Genomic DNA, 19,790 nt, shown 5'->3' on the forward strand with positions numbered 1-19,790 from the left:
TATAAAAAAAGTCATACTTATTTTATTAGTAATTATTTTTTACTTCTCATGGATTATTATATCACAATTCTCTTTGTTACAAACTGTAAAAAATAATAGGAGCTAATACCTTTTTATTGGTTAGCCCCTATACATCTTAATTCATTAATTTTAAATATCCCTCATATATGCCTTCTAACATATTCTTCAAGTTGTAATTATATCTTATATATTCTTTTAGTTTATTATTTTTTCTTTGTGCCCTACTTTTCTCTACTGCTAATTTTATACTATTATGATTATACGGATCACAATATATTGCCATATCCTTAAAATATTCCTTTGAAGCCCCTTCCTCCGTAACCACTATGTTACATCCATAAGCTGCTGCCTTAAGGGATGATAAACTTGTAACTTCTGAAAAACTAGCTAATACGTGAGCACTGGAAAAGGTGTATGCATTATACAAATCATAGTCATTCATAAATCCTAAGTAATGGGTAGTGGGATAAGCTAAACATTCTTTTAAGTAGCACTCCTCTGCTGCCGTTCCAACTAGTACTAAATCTATTCCTATTTTATTACATATCTTGCTCAATTCTAATTGATTTTTCACTTCACAAATTCTTCCTACACACAATATATAATTATCTAAATTATATCTCTCCTTAAAATTATATAAAGGAACCTCATCATAATTTATATCTACTCCATTATAAACAACTTTAATATCTCCCTTTGTAATGAAATCCATGGTTATTAAAGACTTTTCGTATATACTATTGCAAAATATGATTTTACTTTTCTTCAAAATTAATTCCTTATAAGGTTTGCAATTATTCCATAGATTTTTTCGTTCCACATTATTACTATATTCGAAAAACTTCTCCATATTAAAATACATAGGTGATACTACTATATTACATTTACTATTACTAGCTAATTTAAAATGTTTATAAGCATCAAATATATTTTTAATATCAAATAGATGTACTATATCATAATCATCATAATTAGCCTCTTCATTGGCTCCACATATATCTACATTTACCCCTTTCTCTTTTAAAAAAGTGTATATTTTAAATATTATAATAGTATCTCCTGAACTTAAATTTATATAATTACTTCTAGCACACAGCAAAACTTTCATGTATAATCCCCCTAAGAATTATGGTTTTACCTAATACCTATGCCTATAAAATTTTAATTATCACAATATTAAAGAATAAAATTATATTTAGTTCATAAATATAGCTAATTATCCTAAAATAAAAATAGGTGATAATACATAAATATAATATTACCACCTAAACTTTTACTTTTTTCTTACATTAACTTGTCCATTTTTCATAAGCTTAAGATTTTTATCTTCAATCTCCTGACTAAGTTTCTCTAGTTGTCTTACTCTAGCTATTTGGTCATATCTTAAATTATTATTTTCAGATAGAAGCTTTTTGTTAAAGGTCATTTGTTTTTTATTATCCTTTTTTAACTCTTGAACAACTTGGTCCATAAGTTCTAATTGCTCTTTAAGATATGTAACCTCATCCTTTAGCTTTTCTATCTCTTCATCTTTATCCGAAGTGTTAACTTTTCTTAAGTCTTCATTTTCTTTTTTTGCAGCCTGTAAATCTCTTTTTAGTCCTTCTACTTCGGAAATAAGATTTTTTTGTTCCTTTGCAATCATTTTATAATTTTCATTTGCCCTTTCACAGGCCTCTTTATTTTTAAAAACCTCATCTCCTAAATTAATTGCTGCAAGAATAGTAGCATCAGGACGACTTATTTTAGAATTCTTAAACATTAGACTATTTATTTTATTATCTACATATTGAGCAACCATTTGTAGATATTCATCATTTTCTTCTCCTCTAAGGTTATATTCCATTCCATTTATCTTAACTGTTATAATGCTCACATAAACACCCTCTTAATTATAAATTTACATCTGCATAAACTTATAATCATTTTAACATATATTAGCTATTTATTAAATAAGGTATTTAATAAATATTCCAAATACTTGTCAACAATATGTTTCATAAACCTTAATTAAATATAAATATAATATATTAACGTACATATTTTATAATTATATTGTAATATTTTACCATATTGTCATGTTAAAACACATTACCTTTGCTTTTTCCCGTATTCACTATGATTATAATCTATTTAAAATTGCAAACTATTCTTTTAACACAAAAATCTATAAAAAATAAGTAGATGTAACTTTACACCTACTTATTATAATTAATAATTATCTTAATTCTGCACCTAACTTATGCTCTAGGCTTCTTAAAATCTTATCATGAACCTTATTTACTTCAGTATCAGTTAAAGTTTTATCTGCATGTCTATAGGTTATAGCATAGGCTATACTTTTCTTACCTTCTGGAATTTGACTTCCTTTATAAACATCAAATAGTTTAGCACTTTCTAAGATGCCGCCACCTTGCTTTTTAATGGTGTCTTCTATCTCTTGTACTAAAACTCTATCATCTACTAAAACTGCAATATCTCTTGTTACTGCTGGGAATTTAGGAAGTGCTTTATGTTTTTTGTCTATCTTAGCACATTCCATTAACATATCTAAATTTAATTCAGCAACAAAACATCTTGTATCTATACCATAATTTTCACTTACATCTGGATGAATTTCACCTAAAACTCCAGAAATTTTATTTCTAAGTTTTAATGCAGCAGTTTTTCCTGGATGGAAGCTAGGGTTCTCACTTTCTCTAATAAAAATTCCATTATCTATTCCTAAAGTATCTAGTACATTTTCTACCACACCTTTAAGTTCTAAATAATCTCCCGCTCCATACATTCCTAATGTTAGAATATTTCTTTCTTCTGGCAACTTCTCTCCATCAGTATTTTTTATATATACTTTACCTATTTCAAAAAGCATTGCACTTTCATTACTCTTTACATAGTTTCTAGCTAAAGATTCCATCATTGATGCAAGAGTAGTAGTTCTCATAACCTTGAAATCTTCTCCTAGAGGATTTCTAATTTCAACTACATTTCTAAGTTCACTATCTTGTGGAATTAAGAGTTTATCAAAAATTTTATTACTTACAAAGGAATAACTTATAGATTGATTTATTCCACTAGCTACTAAAGCTTCTATTATTTTATCTTCTAGCTTATGCTTATCTGATTTTCCAGACTTTATAGCCTCACAATGAGGAAGGGTAGATTCAAAATTATTATATCCATGAATTCTAGCAATTTCCTCTGCTATATCCTCTTTTATATTTAAATCACTTCTAAATGTTGGACAATTAACAACTAAAATATCACCTTTAATTTCAGTATTTAAATCCAATCCATCTAAATATCTTTTCATATCTTCTTTTGATATATTACTACCTAAGAATCTATTAACCCAGTTACTATCAACTTCTAAGATATGAGGTTCTTTAACTTCATTATATATATCTATAACCCCAGTCATAACCTTACCTGCACCTAATTCTTCCACTAGGGCACATACTCTATCTATAGCTAATTTACATAGGTTTGGATCTAAATCCTTCTCAAATTTAGTTGAAGCTTCTGTTCTAAGTCCTAACTTTTTAGATGTATTTCTTATATTAAGACCATTAAAATTTGCACTTTCTAGGACTATCATAGAAGTATCTTCTTTAACCTCTGAGTTTAATCCTCCCATAACTCCCGCAAGTCCTATAGTTTTATCGCCATCCTTTATACAAAGCATAGAGCTATCTATAGTTCTTTCCTCTTCGTCTAAAGTAACAAATTTTTCTCCATCTTCTCCAGTATCAACTACTATAGTATTAGATACTATATCTCTAGCATCAAAGGCATGTAATGGTTGACCTATCTCTAACATAACAAAGTTTGTTATATCTACAATATTATTGATAGGTCTTACATCAGCTTCTAACAATCTTTCTTGCATCCACTGTGGTGATGGCTGAATGTTTATATTGGAAAGTCCTTTAGCCATATATCTTCTACATAGTGAGCTCTTGATTTCTACTTTGTAATTATCAACTATGCTTGTTTTATCTTCTTCACTATATTTAAGATTTGGCATTTTATAAATTAACCCTAAAGTAGCTGCTGTTTCTCTTGCCATTCCAATTATACTAAAGCAATCTGCTCTATTAGAAGTTATTTCAAAGTCAATAATAGCACTTTCAAGAGGTATTACAGACTTGATATCTACTCCAACAGGTGTATCTTCAGTTAATATCATAAGTCCATGTACTGGCTCATCCCCAGCAATTCCAAGCTCTTCTTCTGAGCAGAACATACCGTTTGACACTACTCCTCTTAATTTACCTTTCTTAATCTTAAGTCCTCCATGTAGCATTGCTCCATGTAGTGCTACTGGAATAATATCCTGCTCCTTCATATTTGTAGCAGCAGTTACTATTTGTATTTCTTCCTCTTTATTAATATCCACTGCACATACAACTAGTTTTTCTGCATCTGGATGTCTTTCTATTTTTGTTATCTTTCCTGTAACTACATTAGAAATTTCATCTCCTGTAAGTATAACCTCTTCAACATGAGACCCTGAAAGATTTAATGCATCTGCAAGTTCTACAGGGGAAACATTTATATCAACATAGTCTTTTAACCATTTAACTGGATACTTCATAATCTTCCTCCTTATCTATTAAAACTGATTTAAAAATCTCATATCACTTTCATATAATAATCTAATATCTTCAATGCCGTATTTTAACATTACAATCCTATCTAATCCAAATCCGAAAGCAAAACCACTATATTTTTCTGGATCAATTCCACAATTTCTAAGTACTTGTGGATGCACCATACCACAGCCTACAATCTCTATCCATCCACTACCTTTACAAACTTTACATCCCTTACCTCCACATACAAAGCAGGTTGCATCCATCTCTGCTGATGGCTCTGTAAATGGGAAGTGGTGTGGTCTAAATTTAACCTTCATGTCATCTCCAAACATCTTTTGGATAAACATTTCTAGTGTTCCCTTTAAGTCTCCAAAGGTAATATTTTCTGCCACTACTAATCCCTCAATTTGATAAAATATTGGTGAGTGAGTTGCATCTACAGCATCTGAACGATATACCTTTCCTGGTGCAATCATCTTTATTGGTGGCTTTTGATTTTCCATAGTTCTTATCTGGATTGGAGATGTCTGAGTTCTTAATACTATATTATCATTTATATAGAAAGTATCTTGTTCTCCTCTCGCTGGATGATCCTTAGGTATATTTAAAGCTTCAAAATTATAATGATCAAATTCTACTTCTGGTCCTTCTTCTATAGAAAAACCCATAGATAAAAATATATCATTTACTTGATCAAGAGTTAAACTTAATGGATGTTTTTTCCCCATAGTTTGTTTCTTTCCTGGCATAGAAATGTCTATTACTTCACTATTTAACTTTTCAGTCTTTTCTGCACTTCTAATAGCTACTACCTTTGTATCAATGGCACTTTCTATTTCTTCTCTTACTTCATTAGCAATTTTACCTACCACCGGTCTTTCTTCTGCTGATAGCTTTCCCATACCTCTTAAGATTGCAGTAAGCTCTCCTTTTTTCCCTAGATACTTTACTCTAATATTTTCAAGTTCAGCTTTATCTGTTACTTGACTTAGTTGTTCTAGGGCAACTTTTTTAATTTGTTCTAATTGTTCTTTCATATTCTAAGCTCCTTTCTAAAATTCATGAGTTCATTTGAAATTATGGATTAAAACTTTCTTTGGAAAAAATTTCCACTTGATAATTAATGAAATTTCTACTTAATTCAAGTATAAATAATAGTTTCTGAAATTAAGTTTTTCCTTTATAGACATAAAAAAACCGTCCCTAAAAAGGGACGGAAAATCCGCGGTACCACCCTAATTGAGTTTTATTAAAACTCCTCTTAGTAAATCTATCGACCATAGCCGCTAATTACTACTATTACTTCATAATTAGTACTCAGAAGTGAACTTCGATATAATCCTATAAGAACAGCTTTCAGTCTTTGGCTCTTCCTCCCTTATATAAAATATATATCTACTCTCTTCGTCATTGTATAAATATTTTATTTTTACTAAACTAGTTTGGATATTATTTTACTTAAAAACATTTAAATCCTAACTTGATAGAAACATTATACATATAATATATAAAAATTTCAAGTATTAATACTTTTTATTTAACTTTTGTCTTACACCTTCATATATCATAATAGATGCAGCTATAGCAACATTTAAGGATTCTGTATTTCCTAACATGGGAATCTTAACCTTACAGGTAGCTAAATTCATAACTTCATCACTAATACCATTACCTTCATTACCTACAGCTATTATTGCATTATCTACTAGATTAACTTCATAAAAGTTTTTTTCTGTATCAAGAGAACTACATACTAAATTATATCCTTCACTAATTAATCTTTTTGTGAAAGCTAGATCTTCATCATAAATTATAGGAATATTAAATATGGAACCCATAGTAGCTCTTAAGGTTTTTTCATTATATAAGTCTACTGTATCTTTACTTAAAATAACTCCCCTACAACCAGCACTATGAGATGTTCTTATTATAGTTCCTAAGTTGCCTGGATCTTGTACCTTATCGGCTAGAATATACAGTCCTTCTTCTTTATTGAAATTTTCCTCTTTCATTTGAAGTACAGCTAAAACCCCTTGAGAATTTTCTGTACCTGAAATGTTCTTAAATAGACTGTCATTTATAATAAATATTTTTTCTTCATATTTATCAATATAAAAAGAAAATTTTTCTTTAAATTTATCAACTGAGCTTTCCTTTATAAAAAGTTTATCTATAATAAAATCTGATTTAAAACCTTCTTCTAGAAACCTAAATCCTTCTATAATAAACTTTTTATTTTCAACTCTATATTTTTTTTCTTTTAATTTTTTAATTTCTTTTAATGTGTTATTATCCTTACTTTTTATAACCTGCACTTATAAGTCTCCTTATCTAACTAAACTTTCAATTCCGTTTAGCTCAGAAGTTCCTCCTATGGCTACTATTATATCGCCTTCCTGTATAACCTCATCCGCAGCTGGAGATACCTCTATATTATCATCTCTTTTAATAGCTACCACATTTACACTGTATCTTACTCTTAAATCTAAGTCTTTTAGAGAGTGACCTTCCCATTCCTTTGGGGTAACAATTTCTGCAATGCTAAAGTCTGGGGATAACTCTATATAATCAAGTATATTAGAAGAACAAAGGTTATGAGCAACTCTAATTCCCATATCTCTCTCTGGGAATATAACTCTATTAGCACCTATTTTATATAAAACTTTTGCATGCATAGCATTATTAGCCTTAGTTATAATATGCTTAACATTCATTTCTTTAACTAAAAGAGTAGATAGAATATTAGCTTGAATATCAGAACCAATACTAATTATAGCTACATCAAAGTTACCAATTCCAAGGGCTCTTAGACTAACTTCATCATTAGCATCTACTTGAACAGCATGAGTAACTCTCTCTGCAATGTTTTGAACTGCTTCTTCATCTATATCTACAGCTAATACATCATTACCAAGTGCATATAAAGTCTCTGCTACTGAGGTTCCAAATCTGCCTAACCCAATAACTATAAATTGTTTTTTACTCATTAATATATCCCCCTTTATCCAACTAAGATTTTATCTTCTGGATACTTAATAGAATTTCCTCTTTTACTTTTTCTTATAGAAATTGCTACAACTAATGTAAGTGGCCCAACCCTACCTGCATACATAGTTAGTGCTACTATAGCCTTACCTATAGCAGTAAGCTCTTGAGTTAATCCTAATGTTAACCCAACAGTTCCAAAGGCTGAAGTAGCTTCAAATAAATAATGTTCAAAAGGAGCACCTGATGCTCTTTCTGTAATAGATAATAATATGGTTGTAGTGAACACTAACGCAAGTGCTATTACTACCACTGCTAAAGCCTTATATACAGTTTCTTTATTTATTTTTCTTTTAAATAACTCTGTATCTTCTCTTCCATTTATAACTGATAGTATTGTCATAAAAAGCACACCAGCCGTAGAAGTTTTTATTCCCCCGGCCGTTGATCCTGGTGAACCACCAATAAACATCAACATTATGGTTAAAAATGTAGATGCCATAGTCATCTTTGTCAAATCTATAGAATTAAATCCTGCTGTTCTTGGTGAAACCGATGCAAAGAATGCTGATAGCACTTTTTCTTTAATACCTATAGGCTTTAAAGTTTCTGGATTAGAAAGTTCAAATACAAGAAACATTATAAATCCAAACAAAATCAATCCTGCACTCACAGCTATTACTAGTTTAGTCTGAAGTGTTAATCTTTTAGTACGTTTATAATTAAATATATCATTCCATGCATAGAAACCTAACCCACCAATTACTATTAAAGAAGATATGGTAAGTATTATCAAGGCATTATCACTATAGGCAGTTAAGCTACCATAATTCCCCATGAGGTCAAATCCAGCATTGCAAAATGCAGAAACCGCATGAAATATACTATAATATATACCTTTAATAATTCCAAACTCAGGTATAAATTCAAAAGAAAGCAGCAATGCTCCTATAAATTCTATGGAAAAAGTAAAAACTAATATATATCTAGCTAATTTTACTATTCCCTGAAGAGATGTTGAATTTAATGATTCCCTTATAATTAATCTTTCTTTTAGAGTTATTTTTTTGCCAATAATTAACGATAAAAGTGTAGCAAAAGACATAAATCCAAGACCACCAATTTGTATTAAAATAAGTATTACTGTTTTTCCAAAATAACTCCAATAAGTACCAGTATCTACAGTAACTAATCCTGTCACACAAACTGCAGAAGTTGATGTGAAAATACAATCTATAAATGGAGTTCCTACACCTGTTATAGTAGCAATAGGTAAGCTTAATAATAGGGCACCTGTAAATATTATAGTTGCAAATCCCATAGCTATTATTTGGACTGGAGTAAAGTTTTTACGCCTTAGAATATCCCTTAATCTTAACTGCATAGATAACACCTCAAACTTTTAAAAATATTTATCACGATTATATATTTATATATAGTTTCCCCATTTCCTTACTAAAATATATATAGTATAAAAATGTAGCAATGGCTACATTTCTATACTATATATATCCCTTTATTTATTATCTTTATTTCTTATATGAAAATAATAAATAATTATGTACATTAAAATTTAGTCTAACAAAATCCAGAGACATGACATAGTCATCCTCTGGCTTTTATTTTTTATATTTAATTAATCTTATAAATGCTTCTTAGCAACCTCTACTAATTCAGCAAATGCTTTTGGATCGTTGATTGCTATTTCAGAAAGCATTTTTCTGTTTATTTCAACTCCAGCAAGTTTCATTCCATTCATGAATTTTGAATAAGAAAGATCATTCATTCTAGCAGCTGCATTTATTCTAGCTATCCATAGTTTTCTGAAATCTCTTTTCTTTAATTTTCTTCCAACATAAGCATTTCTTAATGCTCTTATTACTGATTCATTAGCTGTTTTAAATAACTTGCTTTTTCCACCGTAGTATCCTTTTGCAAGTTTTAATACTTTTTTATGTTTTTTACGACTATTCATCGCTCTTTTTACTCTTGCCATTATATTTACCTCCTAGATAACTTCCTACTATAAGTATGGTAGTAATTTCTTCATTATTTTTTCTTGAGTAGTTGAAACATACCCTGTTTTTCTAAGATTTCTCTTAGTCTTTCTGCTCTTCTTAGTTAATATATGGCGTCTAAAAGCTTTAGATCTTTTTAACTTACCTGTTCCTGTCTTTTTAAATCTCTTTGCTGCACCTCTATGTGTTTTCATTTTTGGCATTGTAAAGTCCTCCTCTCGGTTATGCTCTTTTTGGAGCTAATATCATTATCATATTTCTTCCTTCTTGTCTAGCTGGCTTTTCAATAACATAAACATCGCCTAATTTTTTTACAAAAAGGTTTAATATCTTGTGTCCTACTTGTGAGTTTTCAATTTCTCTTCCTCTAAATCTCACAGTAACTTTAACTTTGTCTTCATCTAATAAGAACTTTCTAGCATTATTAGCTTTTATCTCAATATCGTGCTCTTCTATGCTAGCACTTAGTCTAATTTCTTTAAGAGTAGTGATTTTTTGTTTCTTTTTAGCTTCTTTTTCCTTCTTTTGTTGCTCATAAACAAACTTACCAAAATCCATGATTTTGCATACCATAGGTTTTGCATTTGGAGATACTACAACTAAATCTAATTCCTTTTGTAATGCAATTTCTAATGCTTCTTTTGTAGATATTACTCCTAGTGCTTCCCCGTCTGAGTTAATAACTCTAACTTCTTTGTCTCTTATCTCTTCATTCATCATGAAATCTTTACTTTTACTGATAACATTCACCTCCGGCTTTTAAACCACATATTTTTATCTTATATAAAATAAAAAGGACAGCAAACGCCGTCCTGTTATTACAATTATTGTAAACCAAAATTTTACCTTACTAGCAGTACTGTAAGGTGAGAAACGGCAGTTTCTACTTGTTAATTAGTTATTTACTTTTTCACTAACACAATCAATCTTACTACACCTTTACATTATTGTCAATAGGTATTTCTATAATTTCTTTAAACATTAAACATTCATTACAACCATTACAATGATAAATTCTATTTTCAAAAACTTTCTCTAAAGTATTAATTAGCTCCTTATTTTTACATCTATTAGCAGAATGTATTACTATCTTTTTCGGGCACATAGTTATTAGTCCACTTATAACTAAATCATCTTGACTAACTTCTACTATATTTTTATTTTCACAAATCTCATTCAAGAGGGTTTCCATAATATTATTTCCAAATTCATCTCTGAGTATATATGAATCTCCTCTTTTTCCAATATACAAATCTACTTTTTCAGCCTTACTTTCTTGTATCTCAACAAAATACTTTAAAAGACTAATGAATTCATTATACTCTTTTTCTATCATATAACTTTCTACAATTTTTTCTATTATCATATATATCTGCGGCATTAATTCCTTGGATCTAAAGTCCATAAACCCTTTAATATTTAATACGTTACCTTCTTCTATACAATTAATAATTCTATCTAAAATATTATTTTTCTTATTCATATAATATATAACAGTATCATCTATAGGTACTTCTTCTTTTAAAATTTTATATATATCCTTTTTTATAATACTTATATCGTTATAGTTAAGAAAATTATAAGTTTCATTCAAATGTTTATTGACCCTTTTTTCTAAAAATTCGTTAATAATTACACCATATAAAATATTAGCTGTATAATAGTTAAATAATTTCTTAACTTCTTCCTCAGTGTAATCACCATCTTCCCAATATATATGTATACATTCATTGAATTCATCATTTTCAATTTTTAAATTTATACTTTTCTTTTTCTCTCTTAAATACTCGCTCATACTCTTAACTTGGTTTAATACATAATCCTTATAGCTATTATTTACAATGGTCAACAGTAGCATTCAATCACCCCACTTCATGTTAAGAATTTTATAGATACAGAACTTCACTTTAATATATTATGTATATTATGTGTTTTTATTTTTTACTATATACAATTTATTAAATCCAATTTATTCTACAAATTTTATAGCATATATGATATATTATTTTTAAATCAATATATTGCTTAAATTAAATAAAGGCTCTATTTTTTAGACAACTACACCGTAAATAAATTTTTTTATAAAATATAGATATGAATGTTACATCCGTAACTTTTTAAATATATATCTATATATTTAACTATTTAACTATTTAACTATTTGTTCTATCTATGCAAGTTTGAGGATAATCTATGGTTTTGATAGTATGGTTAAGTATATATTAAAATGTTAATTATTTATAACAACTAACCTTAAGGTGGTGACATTTTTGAAATATGCTTTTGTAGACTTTAGAATTTCTTTCGAGGAGCTATTATCTTTAGAAAATTTAAATTGTAAAGTTATCCTTTGCGAATCTTGTAATTCATTATATCCAGCTATATGTGGTCATCCTGATATTCTTATGCATTTCATAGACAATAATAATATTATCATTCATAAAGATGCTTCTTCTATCTTTGAAGAAACTCTAAAATCTCTAAATCTAACAGTATTAAGAAGTACTAGCACTTTAACTGATAAATATCCTAATGATATTATTCTTAATGCTGTAAACACGCCTGATTTTTTTATGCATAATATAAGGTGTACTGATAAAACTTTATTAGAAAATATTCATCATAAGACTTTAATAAATGTTAATCAAGGTTATACTAAATGCTCTACTGTAGTATTATCTAATAAAGCCTTCATAACTTCTGATATATGTATCTACAAAGAATTAAATAACTATGGATATGATGTACTATTAATTCCACCAGGGGACATTCTTTTACCTCATTTGAATTATGGCTTTATTGGAGGAACTTGCGGTATGATAGATTCTAAAACTATAGTTTTTTATGGAGATTTAGATTTATATCCTCATGGGAATTTAATAAAAGGATTTTTAGATAAGCATGGCATAACCCCTATTTCTTTAGTCAACTCTCAACTAATTGATAGAGGTAGCATATACTTTTTAGATATTTAGTAGATCATCTATACACAATACTATAATATGAATTTTAAATATTTAATTTTAATGCATCTCTCTAAGAATCCTATTTATATTATGTACAAAATAAAAAAGCAAGTAAATAAATTACTTGCTTTTTTTGGAGGCGCCACCCAGATTTGAACTGGGGATAAAGGCTTTGCAGGCCTCTGCCTTACCACTTGGCTATAGCGCCATATTGGAGCGGAAGACGAGATTCGAACTCGCGACGTTCACCTTGGCAAGGTGACGCTCTACCACTGAGCCACTCCCGCGTAATAATGGTGGCTCGAGCAGGAATCGAACCAGCGACACGAGGATTTTCAGTCCTCTGCTCTACCGACTGAGCTATCGAGCCAGACACAAATTTTGGAATTTATTGGCGACCCAGAAGGGACTCGAACCCTCGACCTCCGGCGTGACAGGCCGGCACTCTAACCAACTGAGCCACTGGGCCATATGGTGGTCGCAACAGGGATCGAACCTGTGACCCCCTGCTTGTAAGGCAGGTGCTCTCCCAGCTGAGCTATGCGACCAAAATTTAAATTTGTAACACCATTATTAAAAATAATCTTTGCTAAGCTTAAAAATCAATAAATCTTCCAAGTCTTAACAAAGACTATTATATTAAATTTTTAGTTTATTGTCAATACGGTTTTTAGAATTTATTATAGAAATTAGTTAATAGCTTCTAATATTTTTTTAATATCTTCTGGTTTAAAATCATAGGTTTTATTACAGAAATGGCACAATATTTCTTCTGTCTTGCCTTCATCATATATCTCTTGTAAATCATCTTTACCAATACTAATCAGCACTCTTTCAACTCTTTCTCTAGAACAGTCGCATTTATACGCTGGTACTAAAGCATCATATATTTTCAAATCCATATCTTCAAATATAAATTCTAATATTTCTTCTATAGTCATTCCTTTTTCTATCATAGCCGTTACTGATGGAACTTCTTCCAATCTATAAGTTATAACATCTGCTAAGAATTCTGATGCACCTGGCATCATTTGTATAATAAATCCCCCAGCAGCTTTTATAGATAAATCTGTATCCACCAATACTCCTAAAGCAACAGCAGATGGTGTTTGCTCAGATACCGTAAAGTAATACGCTACATCTTCGCCTACTTCTCCTGTATATATAGGCACTTGCCCTACATAAGGTTCTTTAAGCCCCATATCCTTAATTACTTTTAGATATCCATTTTTACCTATAGCACCACCAACTTCTAATTTACCTTTTTCATTTAAAGGTAAATCCACTTTTGGGTTTCCTATATATCCTTTAACACTTCCATCATGATGAGCAGTAACAGTAACACCTTTTGCTTCTCCACCACCATCTATTTGAATAGTTAGACTATCAGTATCATTTTTTAGCATAGCACCCATTAAAACTCCACCAGTTAACATTCTCCCTAATGCTGCTGAAGCTGTTGGCATACATTCATGAGTTTTAGTTGCTTCATTCACTAATTCAGTAGTAATAGCTGCAATTATTCTTACTTGACCATCCTTTGCAGTGGCTCTAATTAATTTATCTTTCATTACTCTAACATCCTTTCTTACTCAAAACATAGGTTATTCTTTCTGTATTCTCGCCTATGGCAACTTCTTCATAGCAATTAAGTTTTTTTTCTATGACAAGGTTTGCTTCTTTTATAAACTTTTCTATTTTACTCTCGCTATAGGCTTTCTCTCTGTGATGTTCATCAAATCTATGATACACTTGTCCTTCTTTAACAAAAAAGGTTAAGTACATATCAACAATATCCTCTTGTAATTGATTTTCCCAAATATATACCACATCTTCTCTGTCATAGTTAAAGCTATTATTTCCTAATATATTTTTTATTTTGTACTCTGTATTAATGTCAAAAATAAAAATACCATCATCCTTTAAGTGTTTATTAACTGACATAAAATATAATTGAAGTTTTTTATCTTCAATTATATAATTAGTAGAATCCAATCCACAAGTTATCAAATCAAACTGCTTTTTAAGATTAAAGGTACATATATCTTGGCACATAACCTTAGCTTTAATTCCCTCTGCCTTTAATTTTTCATCTGCAATAGATAACATATACTCTGATAAATCTATAGCTGTTGTAAATATAAAGTTTTCCCCAATTAACTTGGTAAAATTCCCTGTACCACAAGCTAAATCTAAATATTCTCTTCTTCCAACATTATATTGCTTGCAAATCTCAATAATTTTTTCTGCCCAACCTCTATAATTGATATCTTCATTAATAAGTTCATCGTATATATCAGCAAAATCATTATAACAGTCCATAGGTTCACCATCTTTTCTATATAATCACCTATTTATTTTACATTACTTTTTTTATTTTGTCTAAGAATTCTTCTATGACTATGTAACAAATCTCATATATATGTTTATTCATGTACTAAGCTATAATTATATCTCTTCATTAAATTAGAATAATTTATCTTAAGTATTCTAACAAAGTCTTAGTTAAACTTGGTTATTATTAATATATTATATAAAACTAAAAAAACTCATCATTCTTAGGAATATTTAGACCTTTTTTCTTTTTGGTCATCATACCTCCAATTCTCCCTGTTTCTTCTGCAGTTAAACTGCTCCATCCAAATTCATTTACTTTATCAGCTAAACCTAATTCTTCTACTATATCATATTTTATTTGCTCTCTTAAAGCCTCCTGTGGCGTTAATTCTTTATTAGCTTTCAATTTAGATTTTATCACTTTTTTTATAGGAGTCTTACCCACAACCTTCTACCTCCGCATTATTAAAATATAGTTTTAATGTAATAACTATATTTTCTACCATAGACTTTTTTTTATTCATATCCTTTATAAATTCTACATTAGTTATCCATCCATTTCCTATGCATTATCACAATAAACAATTAATCTCGTTACATATTTTCACTTAAATAAATATATTTACATATAGTAACTTTTTATGTATAATTATTTATTATAAGAATTAAATCTAATTATTATTTTAATGTGAAATATTTAGTATACAATTTAATATATTTTCACATGAATTAATATTTTTTCACTATTATCAACTCGACCCTCATCATGAGTGTAAATTATATTTCATTTTGCAATTGTTAACTTCTCAGTATTTCATATTTGTGAAGTGTATATTTATAGTTTTAATAAACCTTATTCAAATTAAATATAAATATTTTTTAGTTTAATTTACATTGCTTTTACAATGTTTTTAATATTATGTCATTTTCATTGATATGACACACTTCTTTAATTAGAGAATTATATTAGCATTGCTAATATTTTCATATTATAAATAGGGGGAAATATTTATGAAAAGCAAAAATATCTTAGCTTGTGTTCTTACTTTATCCATAGCATCAACTATAATACTTGGATGTGGTAGATCAAGCAATTCAGAGAACTCTAAGAAAACTAAAGAAGGCACTATTGATGAAAATCAATATATCAATGTACTGTTAGGTGCAGAACCACAGAGTCTAGACCCTTCAAAAACTTACGATGTCTATTCATCATACATCCATACTAATACTATGGAGGCTTTAACTAGATTAGGCGTAGATGAAGATGGAAATGACTTAGTTAAAGAAGGAATGTCTAATAAATGGACTCAATCTGAAAATGGCTTAACTTGGACATTTAANNAGATGCTAAATGGAGTGATGGGCAACCTGTTACTGCAGATCAGTTTGTGTATGGTATCACTAGAACATTAGATCCAAATGTTGCTTCTCCAATGGGATATTTGCTTTATCCAATAAAAAATGCCGCTAAATTCAATGCTGGTAAAGCAAAAGCAGAAGAAGTTGGTGTAAAAGCCATTGATGATCATACTTTAGAAATCACATTAGAATCGCCTTGTGCATATTTCTTAAATATGACTTACTTGAAAATAATGGAACCTCAAAGAAAAGACTTAATAGAAAAACATTCAGATAAATATGGCTCAGATACAGACACTTTAATCTTCACTGGTCCATTTAAAATCTCTGAATGGATACACAACAACAAAATTGAATTAGTAAAAAACCCTGAATATTGGGATGCTGAAAATGTAAAACTTGAAAAAGCTACAATGAAAATAATTAAAGAAGAATCTGCTAGAATGAATGAAATATTTAATGGTTCTTTAGATTTAGCTAATGTAAGTTCCAAGGATTGGATTAACAAATTAAATGAAACCCAAAATTTTACAGTCAAAAAAGGTTACGATACTTCAATATGCTATAATTTTTTTAACCAAGAAAACAAATACTTCAAAAATGCAAAAATAAGAAAAGCTTTTCTCATAGCCGAAGACCGTGAAGGTGCAGTTTCAGCATTGTATAGAAACTTAGCAGAACCTTGTACAGCTTGGGTTCCACCATCAGTTAAAGTAGGTGAGGAAGAATTTAGAAGTGCTACTGATTTTAATCCGGTAACCGAGCTAATAAAAGAAAATCCAGACCCTAAAAAATTACTTATAGAAGGTTTAAAGGAAGAAGGTTTAGATCCAGATCCTTCAAAACATACTATTAAACTTCTTCAATCCGGTACTAGCTCTTACAGTAAAGAAATGGCAGAATTTTCTCAGGAGAATTATAATAAAACATTAGGAGTTAACATTGATGTAGATTATGTGGAATGGGCAATTTTCTGCGATAGGACAGATAATATGGATTATGAATTAGCAGGAATGTCAGTTACTGCTGATTATAATGATCCACTAACTTATTTTGATATGTTCCTTTATGATACTGCCTCCGTTAAAACTGGATGGAAGAACGATAAATATGAAGAGCTAATACAAAAAGCTAGAACTACTTCGGATCAAGAAGCAAGAAAGAAGTTATTCCAAGAAGCAGAAAAAATTTTTATTTATGAAGAGGCAGTGTGTAGTCCAACTACATGGAGATTCAAAAATACTTATATATATAATTATGTTAAAAATTATACTTCTCCAACCTTTGGATCTTTGGATTTAAAAGAAGTGTATACAGAAGGTAGACCATAATATAGAATTATAAAATAAAACTGTGTTTAAATTACTTAAAGAACCTAATTAAACACAGTTTTTATTGTATTTATTAAAAACTACAGAAAAGGCTATCTCAAAGAAATGAGATAGCCTTTTTAAAATTATAATAATATTTTATATTATTATCTACCTGAAGTGTAAGTGTATTTTAAATCAACTGTTCCAAATAATGGAGCACTGTAACTCTTAACATACTTTCTTACATATGTGTTTTTAAATCTCCAAGACTCTGGACTTATAACAGCATCTTCATATAATAAAATTCTTTCTGCTTGTTTAAATAATTCGGTTCTTTCTGCAGGATCTACAGTTTTTGCTGCATCAGCTATAAGCTTATCGTATTTAGGATTTGACCATCCTGTCATTACAACGTTAGCTCCAGTTACCCAGAAATCAAGGAATGTGTTAGGGTCATTGTAGTCACCACCCCATGCCATAGCTGCTACTTGATAATCAAAGTTATCAGTTCTTTCTTGGAATTGAGCCCATTCAACATAATCAACTTTTACTTTTACACCAAGTTTATCTTCATAAACACGTTGTTGGAATTCAGCCCACACCTTATTTTCAGCTGAAGTACCTGATTCTAAGTAGTTAATAGTTATTTTAGATGGATCATCTCCAAGTCCTAATTCCTTCATTCCTTCAATTAATAAAGCCTTTGGATCTGGATTTTCATCTATAAGATCCTTAACTGGAGTATCACCTACTTTATCTCTATAATCTTCCCCGCCTATTTGCACTTTAGGAGGTACGAAAGACATAGCTGGCTCTCCAAGACCTTTTCTTAAAGTTTTAATTTTATTTTCTCTATCTTCAGCTACCATAAATGCTTTTCTTACCTTAGCATTACTAAATAATTTATCTTTATGGTTAAAGAAAGTATAAGTAGTAGAACCATCATATCCTTTTTTAGCCTCAAACTCACCAGTTGCATCAAACTTTTCTATCCATTCCGGTTTAGAAACTGCTCCCATATCTAATGAACCATTAAGTAATTCATTCATTCTAGCAGATTCTTCTTTAATTATTTTCATTGTAGCTTTTTCAAGTTTTACATTTTCAGCATCCCAATATTCTGGATTTTTAGTAAATTCAACCTTATTGTTGTGTACCCATTCAGAGATTATGAATGGTCCACTATATACCATTGTACTTGCTTCAGTACCATATTTATCTCCATGTTGTTTTACTATGTCTTCTCTTTGAGGTTGCATTACTTTAAAATATGTTAAATCTAAGAAATATGGACATGGTGAATTTAATGTAAACTCAATTGTTTTCTCATCTACAGCTTTAACACCTAAATCTTCTGCTTTAGCTTTACCTGAGTTAAATTCTGAAGCATTTTTGATTGGGTATAATAAGAATGCATATGGTGATGCAGTATTTTGATCTAAAGTTCTAGTAATACCATAAATGAAGTCTTTTGCAGTAATCGGTTTTCCATCACTCCATTTAGCATCTCTTAACTTGAATGTCCAAACTGACTTATCATCATTAGGTGTCCAGCTTTCTGCTATACCTTCTATAATTTTATCTTTTCCAGTCTCATCTTGGATAATTCTTGTTAAAGCCTCTTGGCTGTTTGCAAGAACTTGTGATGAATACAAATCACTTGATTTTGATTGGTCAATTGTTTTCGGTTCTGACGCTAATAATAAGTTAAGATACTGTTCTTTATCCATATCTCCAGAAGCAGCAGTCTCTCCACCTTTGCCCTCATCTTTTTTGTCATCTTTACCACAACCTACTAAAGCAACAGAAGTTACCATAGATACAGCTAGTAAAGCAGCTAATATTTTTTTGCTTTTCATGAATAATCCCCCTTCATTAATCATCAATATAATAGATATAATGTCATATCCATCTGATTTAAATTCATTATATATTAACACTTTCACTATTGCAATACCTATTATCTGAATATTTATAAGATTACCTCAATTCGACTTATTGTATTATATAAATACAAATATCTTACGAAATGTTAATACAATCTCTAATTTTGATTAATAATATTAATATTTTTTAAATTAAAATTTATTTTTTAATTTATTTTACCTTTTTTCGTCTGTTTATTTTTCTTTTTTCTGCTTTTTTCTTTGTTAATCGAGTTTTAGTTGCATCTAAATTCGAAATTTGTAA

17 protein-coding genes, 5 tRNA genes and 2 other annotated features are annotated in these 19,790 nt (G+C 29.5%); of the genes, 2 read left to right on the forward strand and 20 right to left on the reverse strand.

Going from position 1 to position 19,790, the window contains the following annotated elements:
• Window positions 1–136: 136 nt before the first annotated feature.
• From B3630_RS11115 to ytxC, 11 genes are all read right to left on the reverse strand, one after another.
• Complete coding sequence (locus B3630_RS11115) at window positions 137–1,129, reverse strand: glycosyltransferase (protein ID WP_346898133.1); 993 nt, start codon at window positions 1,127–1,129, stop codon at window positions 137–139.
• 165 nt (window positions 1,130–1,294) lie between these two features.
• Entirely contained in the window at window positions 1,295–1,897 is a 603-nt protein-coding gene (gene zapA, locus B3630_RS11120; RefSeq protein WP_346898135.1) for a cell division protein ZapA, read from the reverse strand.
• 342 nt (window positions 1,898–2,239) lie between these two features.
• The gene (gene pheT / locus B3630_RS11125; RefSeq protein WP_346898137.1) at window positions 2,240–4,618 is read right to left on the reverse strand and encodes a phenylalanine--tRNA ligase subunit beta; all 2,379 of its coding nucleotides are present in this window, start codon (window positions 4,616–4,618) and stop codon (window positions 2,240–2,242) included.
• An 18-nt stretch (window positions 4,619–4,636) separates the two neighbouring features.
• Window positions 4,637–5,656 (reverse strand): phenylalanine--tRNA ligase subunit alpha, encoded by a 1,020-nt coding sequence (gene pheS / locus B3630_RS11130; protein WP_346898139.1) that lies wholly within the window; start codon window positions 5,654–5,656, stop codon window positions 4,637–4,639.
• 169 nt (window positions 5,657–5,825) lie between these two features.
• Window positions 5,826–6,039: a binding site (T-box leader), on the reverse strand.
• A gap of 103 nt (window positions 6,040–6,142) precedes the next feature.
• Window positions 6,143–6,934, reverse strand: a complete 792-nt coding sequence (locus tag B3630_RS11135; protein ID WP_346898141.1) for an RNA methyltransferase — start codon at window positions 6,932–6,934, stop codon at window positions 6,143–6,145.
• 12 nt (window positions 6,935–6,946) lie between these two features.
• Window positions 6,947–7,606, reverse strand: coding sequence for an NAD-binding protein (locus B3630_RS11140; RefSeq protein WP_150846012.1), 660 nt, complete (start codon window positions 7,604–7,606; stop codon window positions 6,947–6,949).
• 14 nt (window positions 7,607–7,620) lie between these two features.
• Complete coding sequence (locus B3630_RS11145; RefSeq protein ID WP_346898143.1) at window positions 7,621–8,988, reverse strand: TrkH family potassium uptake protein; 1,368 nt, start codon at window positions 8,986–8,988, stop codon at window positions 7,621–7,623.
• 258 nt (window positions 8,989–9,246) lie between these two features.
• Window positions 9,247–9,600, reverse strand: a complete 354-nt coding sequence (gene rplT / locus B3630_RS11150) for a 50S ribosomal protein L20 (protein ID WP_035135825.1) — start codon at window positions 9,598–9,600, stop codon at window positions 9,247–9,249.
• Between the two features lie 27 nt (window positions 9,601–9,627).
• On the reverse strand, window positions 9,628–9,825 hold the full coding sequence (rpmI, locus tag B3630_RS11155; RefSeq protein ID WP_035135823.1) for a 50S ribosomal protein L35: 198 nt from the start codon (window positions 9,823–9,825) through the stop codon (window positions 9,628–9,630).
• Window positions 9,826–9,844: 19 nt separating this feature from the next.
• Window positions 9,845–10,372: a translation initiation factor IF-3 gene (gene infC / locus B3630_RS11160; protein ID WP_346898145.1), complete on the reverse strand. Its 528-nt coding sequence runs from the start codon at window positions 10,370–10,372 to the stop codon at window positions 9,845–9,847.
• 33 nt (window positions 10,373–10,405) lie between these two features.
• Window positions 10,406–10,517, reverse strand: a sequence feature (ribosomal protein L20 leader region).
• 36 nt (window positions 10,518–10,553) lie between these two features.
• Window positions 10,554–11,480, reverse strand: coding sequence for a putative sporulation protein YtxC (gene ytxC / locus B3630_RS11165; protein WP_346898147.1), 927 nt, complete (start codon window positions 11,478–11,480; stop codon window positions 10,554–10,556).
• A 412-nt stretch (window positions 11,481–11,892) separates the two neighbouring features.
• Here ytxC and B3630_RS11170 point away from each other — a divergent pair, with 412 nt between their 5' ends.
• On the forward strand, window positions 11,893–12,597 hold the full coding sequence (locus B3630_RS11170; RefSeq protein WP_346898149.1) for a DUF6873 family GME fold protein: 705 nt from the start codon (window positions 11,893–11,895) through the stop codon (window positions 12,595–12,597).
• Window positions 12,598–12,722: 125 nt separating this feature from the next.
• Here the strand turns inward: B3630_RS11170 and B3630_RS11175 are convergent.
• The 8 genes from B3630_RS11175 to B3630_RS11210 form a co-directional block, all read right to left on the reverse strand.
• Window positions 12,723–12,796, reverse strand: a tRNA-Cys gene (locus B3630_RS11175).
• 4 nt (window positions 12,797–12,800) lie between these two features.
• Window positions 12,801–12,875, reverse strand: a tRNA-Gly gene (locus B3630_RS11180).
• Between the two features lie 7 nt (window positions 12,876–12,882).
• Window positions 12,883–12,958: transfer RNA gene (locus B3630_RS11185), tRNA-Phe, on the reverse strand.
• 22 nt (window positions 12,959–12,980) lie between these two features.
• Window positions 12,981–13,057: transfer RNA gene (locus tag B3630_RS11190), tRNA-Asp, on the reverse strand.
• A 3-nt stretch (window positions 13,058–13,060) separates the two neighbouring features.
• Window positions 13,061–13,136 (reverse strand) — tRNA-Val (locus B3630_RS11195).
• Window positions 13,137–13,277: 141 nt separating this feature from the next.
• Entirely contained in the window at window positions 13,278–14,159 is an 882-nt protein-coding gene (gene hslO, locus B3630_RS11200; protein WP_346898151.1) for an Hsp33 family molecular chaperone HslO, read from the reverse strand.
• A gap of 4 nt (window positions 14,160–14,163) precedes the next feature.
• Window positions 14,164–14,910 carry a class I SAM-dependent methyltransferase gene (locus B3630_RS11205; protein ID WP_346898153.1) on the reverse strand — a complete coding sequence of 249 codons (747 nt, stop codon included), beginning with the start codon at window positions 14,908–14,910 and terminating at the stop codon, window positions 14,164–14,166.
• 217 nt (window positions 14,911–15,127) lie between these two features.
• Entirely contained in the window at window positions 15,128–15,370 is a 243-nt protein-coding gene (locus B3630_RS11210; protein ID WP_035135812.1) for a small, acid-soluble spore protein, alpha/beta type, read from the reverse strand.
• Window positions 15,371–16,316: 946 nt separating this feature from the next.
• Here B3630_RS11210 and B3630_RS11215 point away from each other — a divergent pair.
• A complete protein-coding gene (locus tag B3630_RS11215) occupies window positions 16,317–17,618 on the forward strand; it encodes a peptide ABC transporter substrate-binding protein (protein ID WP_346898155.1) in 1,302 nt (433 codons plus the stop codon).
• Between the two features lie 146 nt (window positions 17,619–17,764).
• On the opposite strand, the gene B3630_RS11220 is transcribed toward B3630_RS11215, so the two are convergent.
• The gene (locus B3630_RS11220; protein WP_346898157.1) at window positions 17,765–19,459 is read right to left on the reverse strand and encodes a peptide ABC transporter substrate-binding protein; all 1,695 of its coding nucleotides are present in this window, start codon (window positions 19,457–19,459) and stop codon (window positions 17,765–17,767) included.
• Window positions 19,460–19,790: the final 331 nt, after the last annotated feature.

The sequence above is a fragment of the Clostridium sp. UBA7503 genome, from assembly GCF_002477055.1.
Taxonomy (GTDB): Bacteria; Bacillota; Clostridia; order Clostridiales; family Clostridiaceae; genus Clostridium_J; species Clostridium_J sulfidigenes.

What these genes read in the sequence shown, in the direction of transcription:
- rplT (WP_035135825.1), bottom strand. Translation starts at nt 9,600, where the DNA reads ATGGCAAGAGTAAAAAGAGCGATGAATAGTCGTAAAAAACATAAAAAA.
- B3630_RS11145 (WP_346898143.1), bottom strand. Translation starts at nt 8,988, where the DNA reads ATGCAGTTAAGATTAAGGGATATTCTAAGGCGTAAAAACTTTACTCCA.
- pheS (WP_346898139.1), bottom strand. Translation starts at nt 5,656, where the DNA reads ATGAAAGAACAATTAGAACAAATTAAAAAAGTTGCCCTAGAACAACTA.
- ytxC (WP_346898147.1), bottom strand. Translation starts at nt 11,480, where the DNA reads ATGCTACTGTTGACCATTGTAAATAATAGCTATAAGGATTATGTATTA.
- hslO (WP_346898151.1), bottom strand. Translation starts at nt 14,159, where the DNA reads ATGAAAGATAAATTAATTAGAGCCACTGCAAAGGATGGTCAAGTAAGA.
- B3630_RS11140 (WP_150846012.1), bottom strand. Translation starts at nt 7,606, where the DNA reads ATGAGTAAAAAACAATTTATAGTTATTGGGTTAGGCAGATTTGGAACC.
- B3630_RS11220 (WP_346898157.1), bottom strand. Translation starts at nt 19,459, where the DNA reads ATGAAAAGCAAAAAAATATTAGCTGCTTTACTAGCTGTATCTATGGTA.
- B3630_RS11115 (WP_346898133.1), bottom strand. Translation starts at nt 1,129, where the DNA reads ATGAAAGTTTTGCTGTGTGCTAGAAGTAATTATATAAATTTAAGTTCA.
- B3630_RS11205 (WP_346898153.1), bottom strand. Translation starts at nt 14,910, where the DNA reads ATGGACTGTTATAATGATTTTGCTGATATATACGATGAACTTATTAAT.
- rpmI (WP_035135823.1), bottom strand. Translation starts at nt 9,825, where the DNA reads ATGCCAAAAATGAAAACACATAGAGGTGCAGCAAAGAGATTTAAAAAG.
- pheT (WP_346898137.1), bottom strand. Translation starts at nt 4,618, where the DNA reads ATGAAGTATCCAGTTAAATGGTTAAAAGACTATGTTGATATAAATGTT.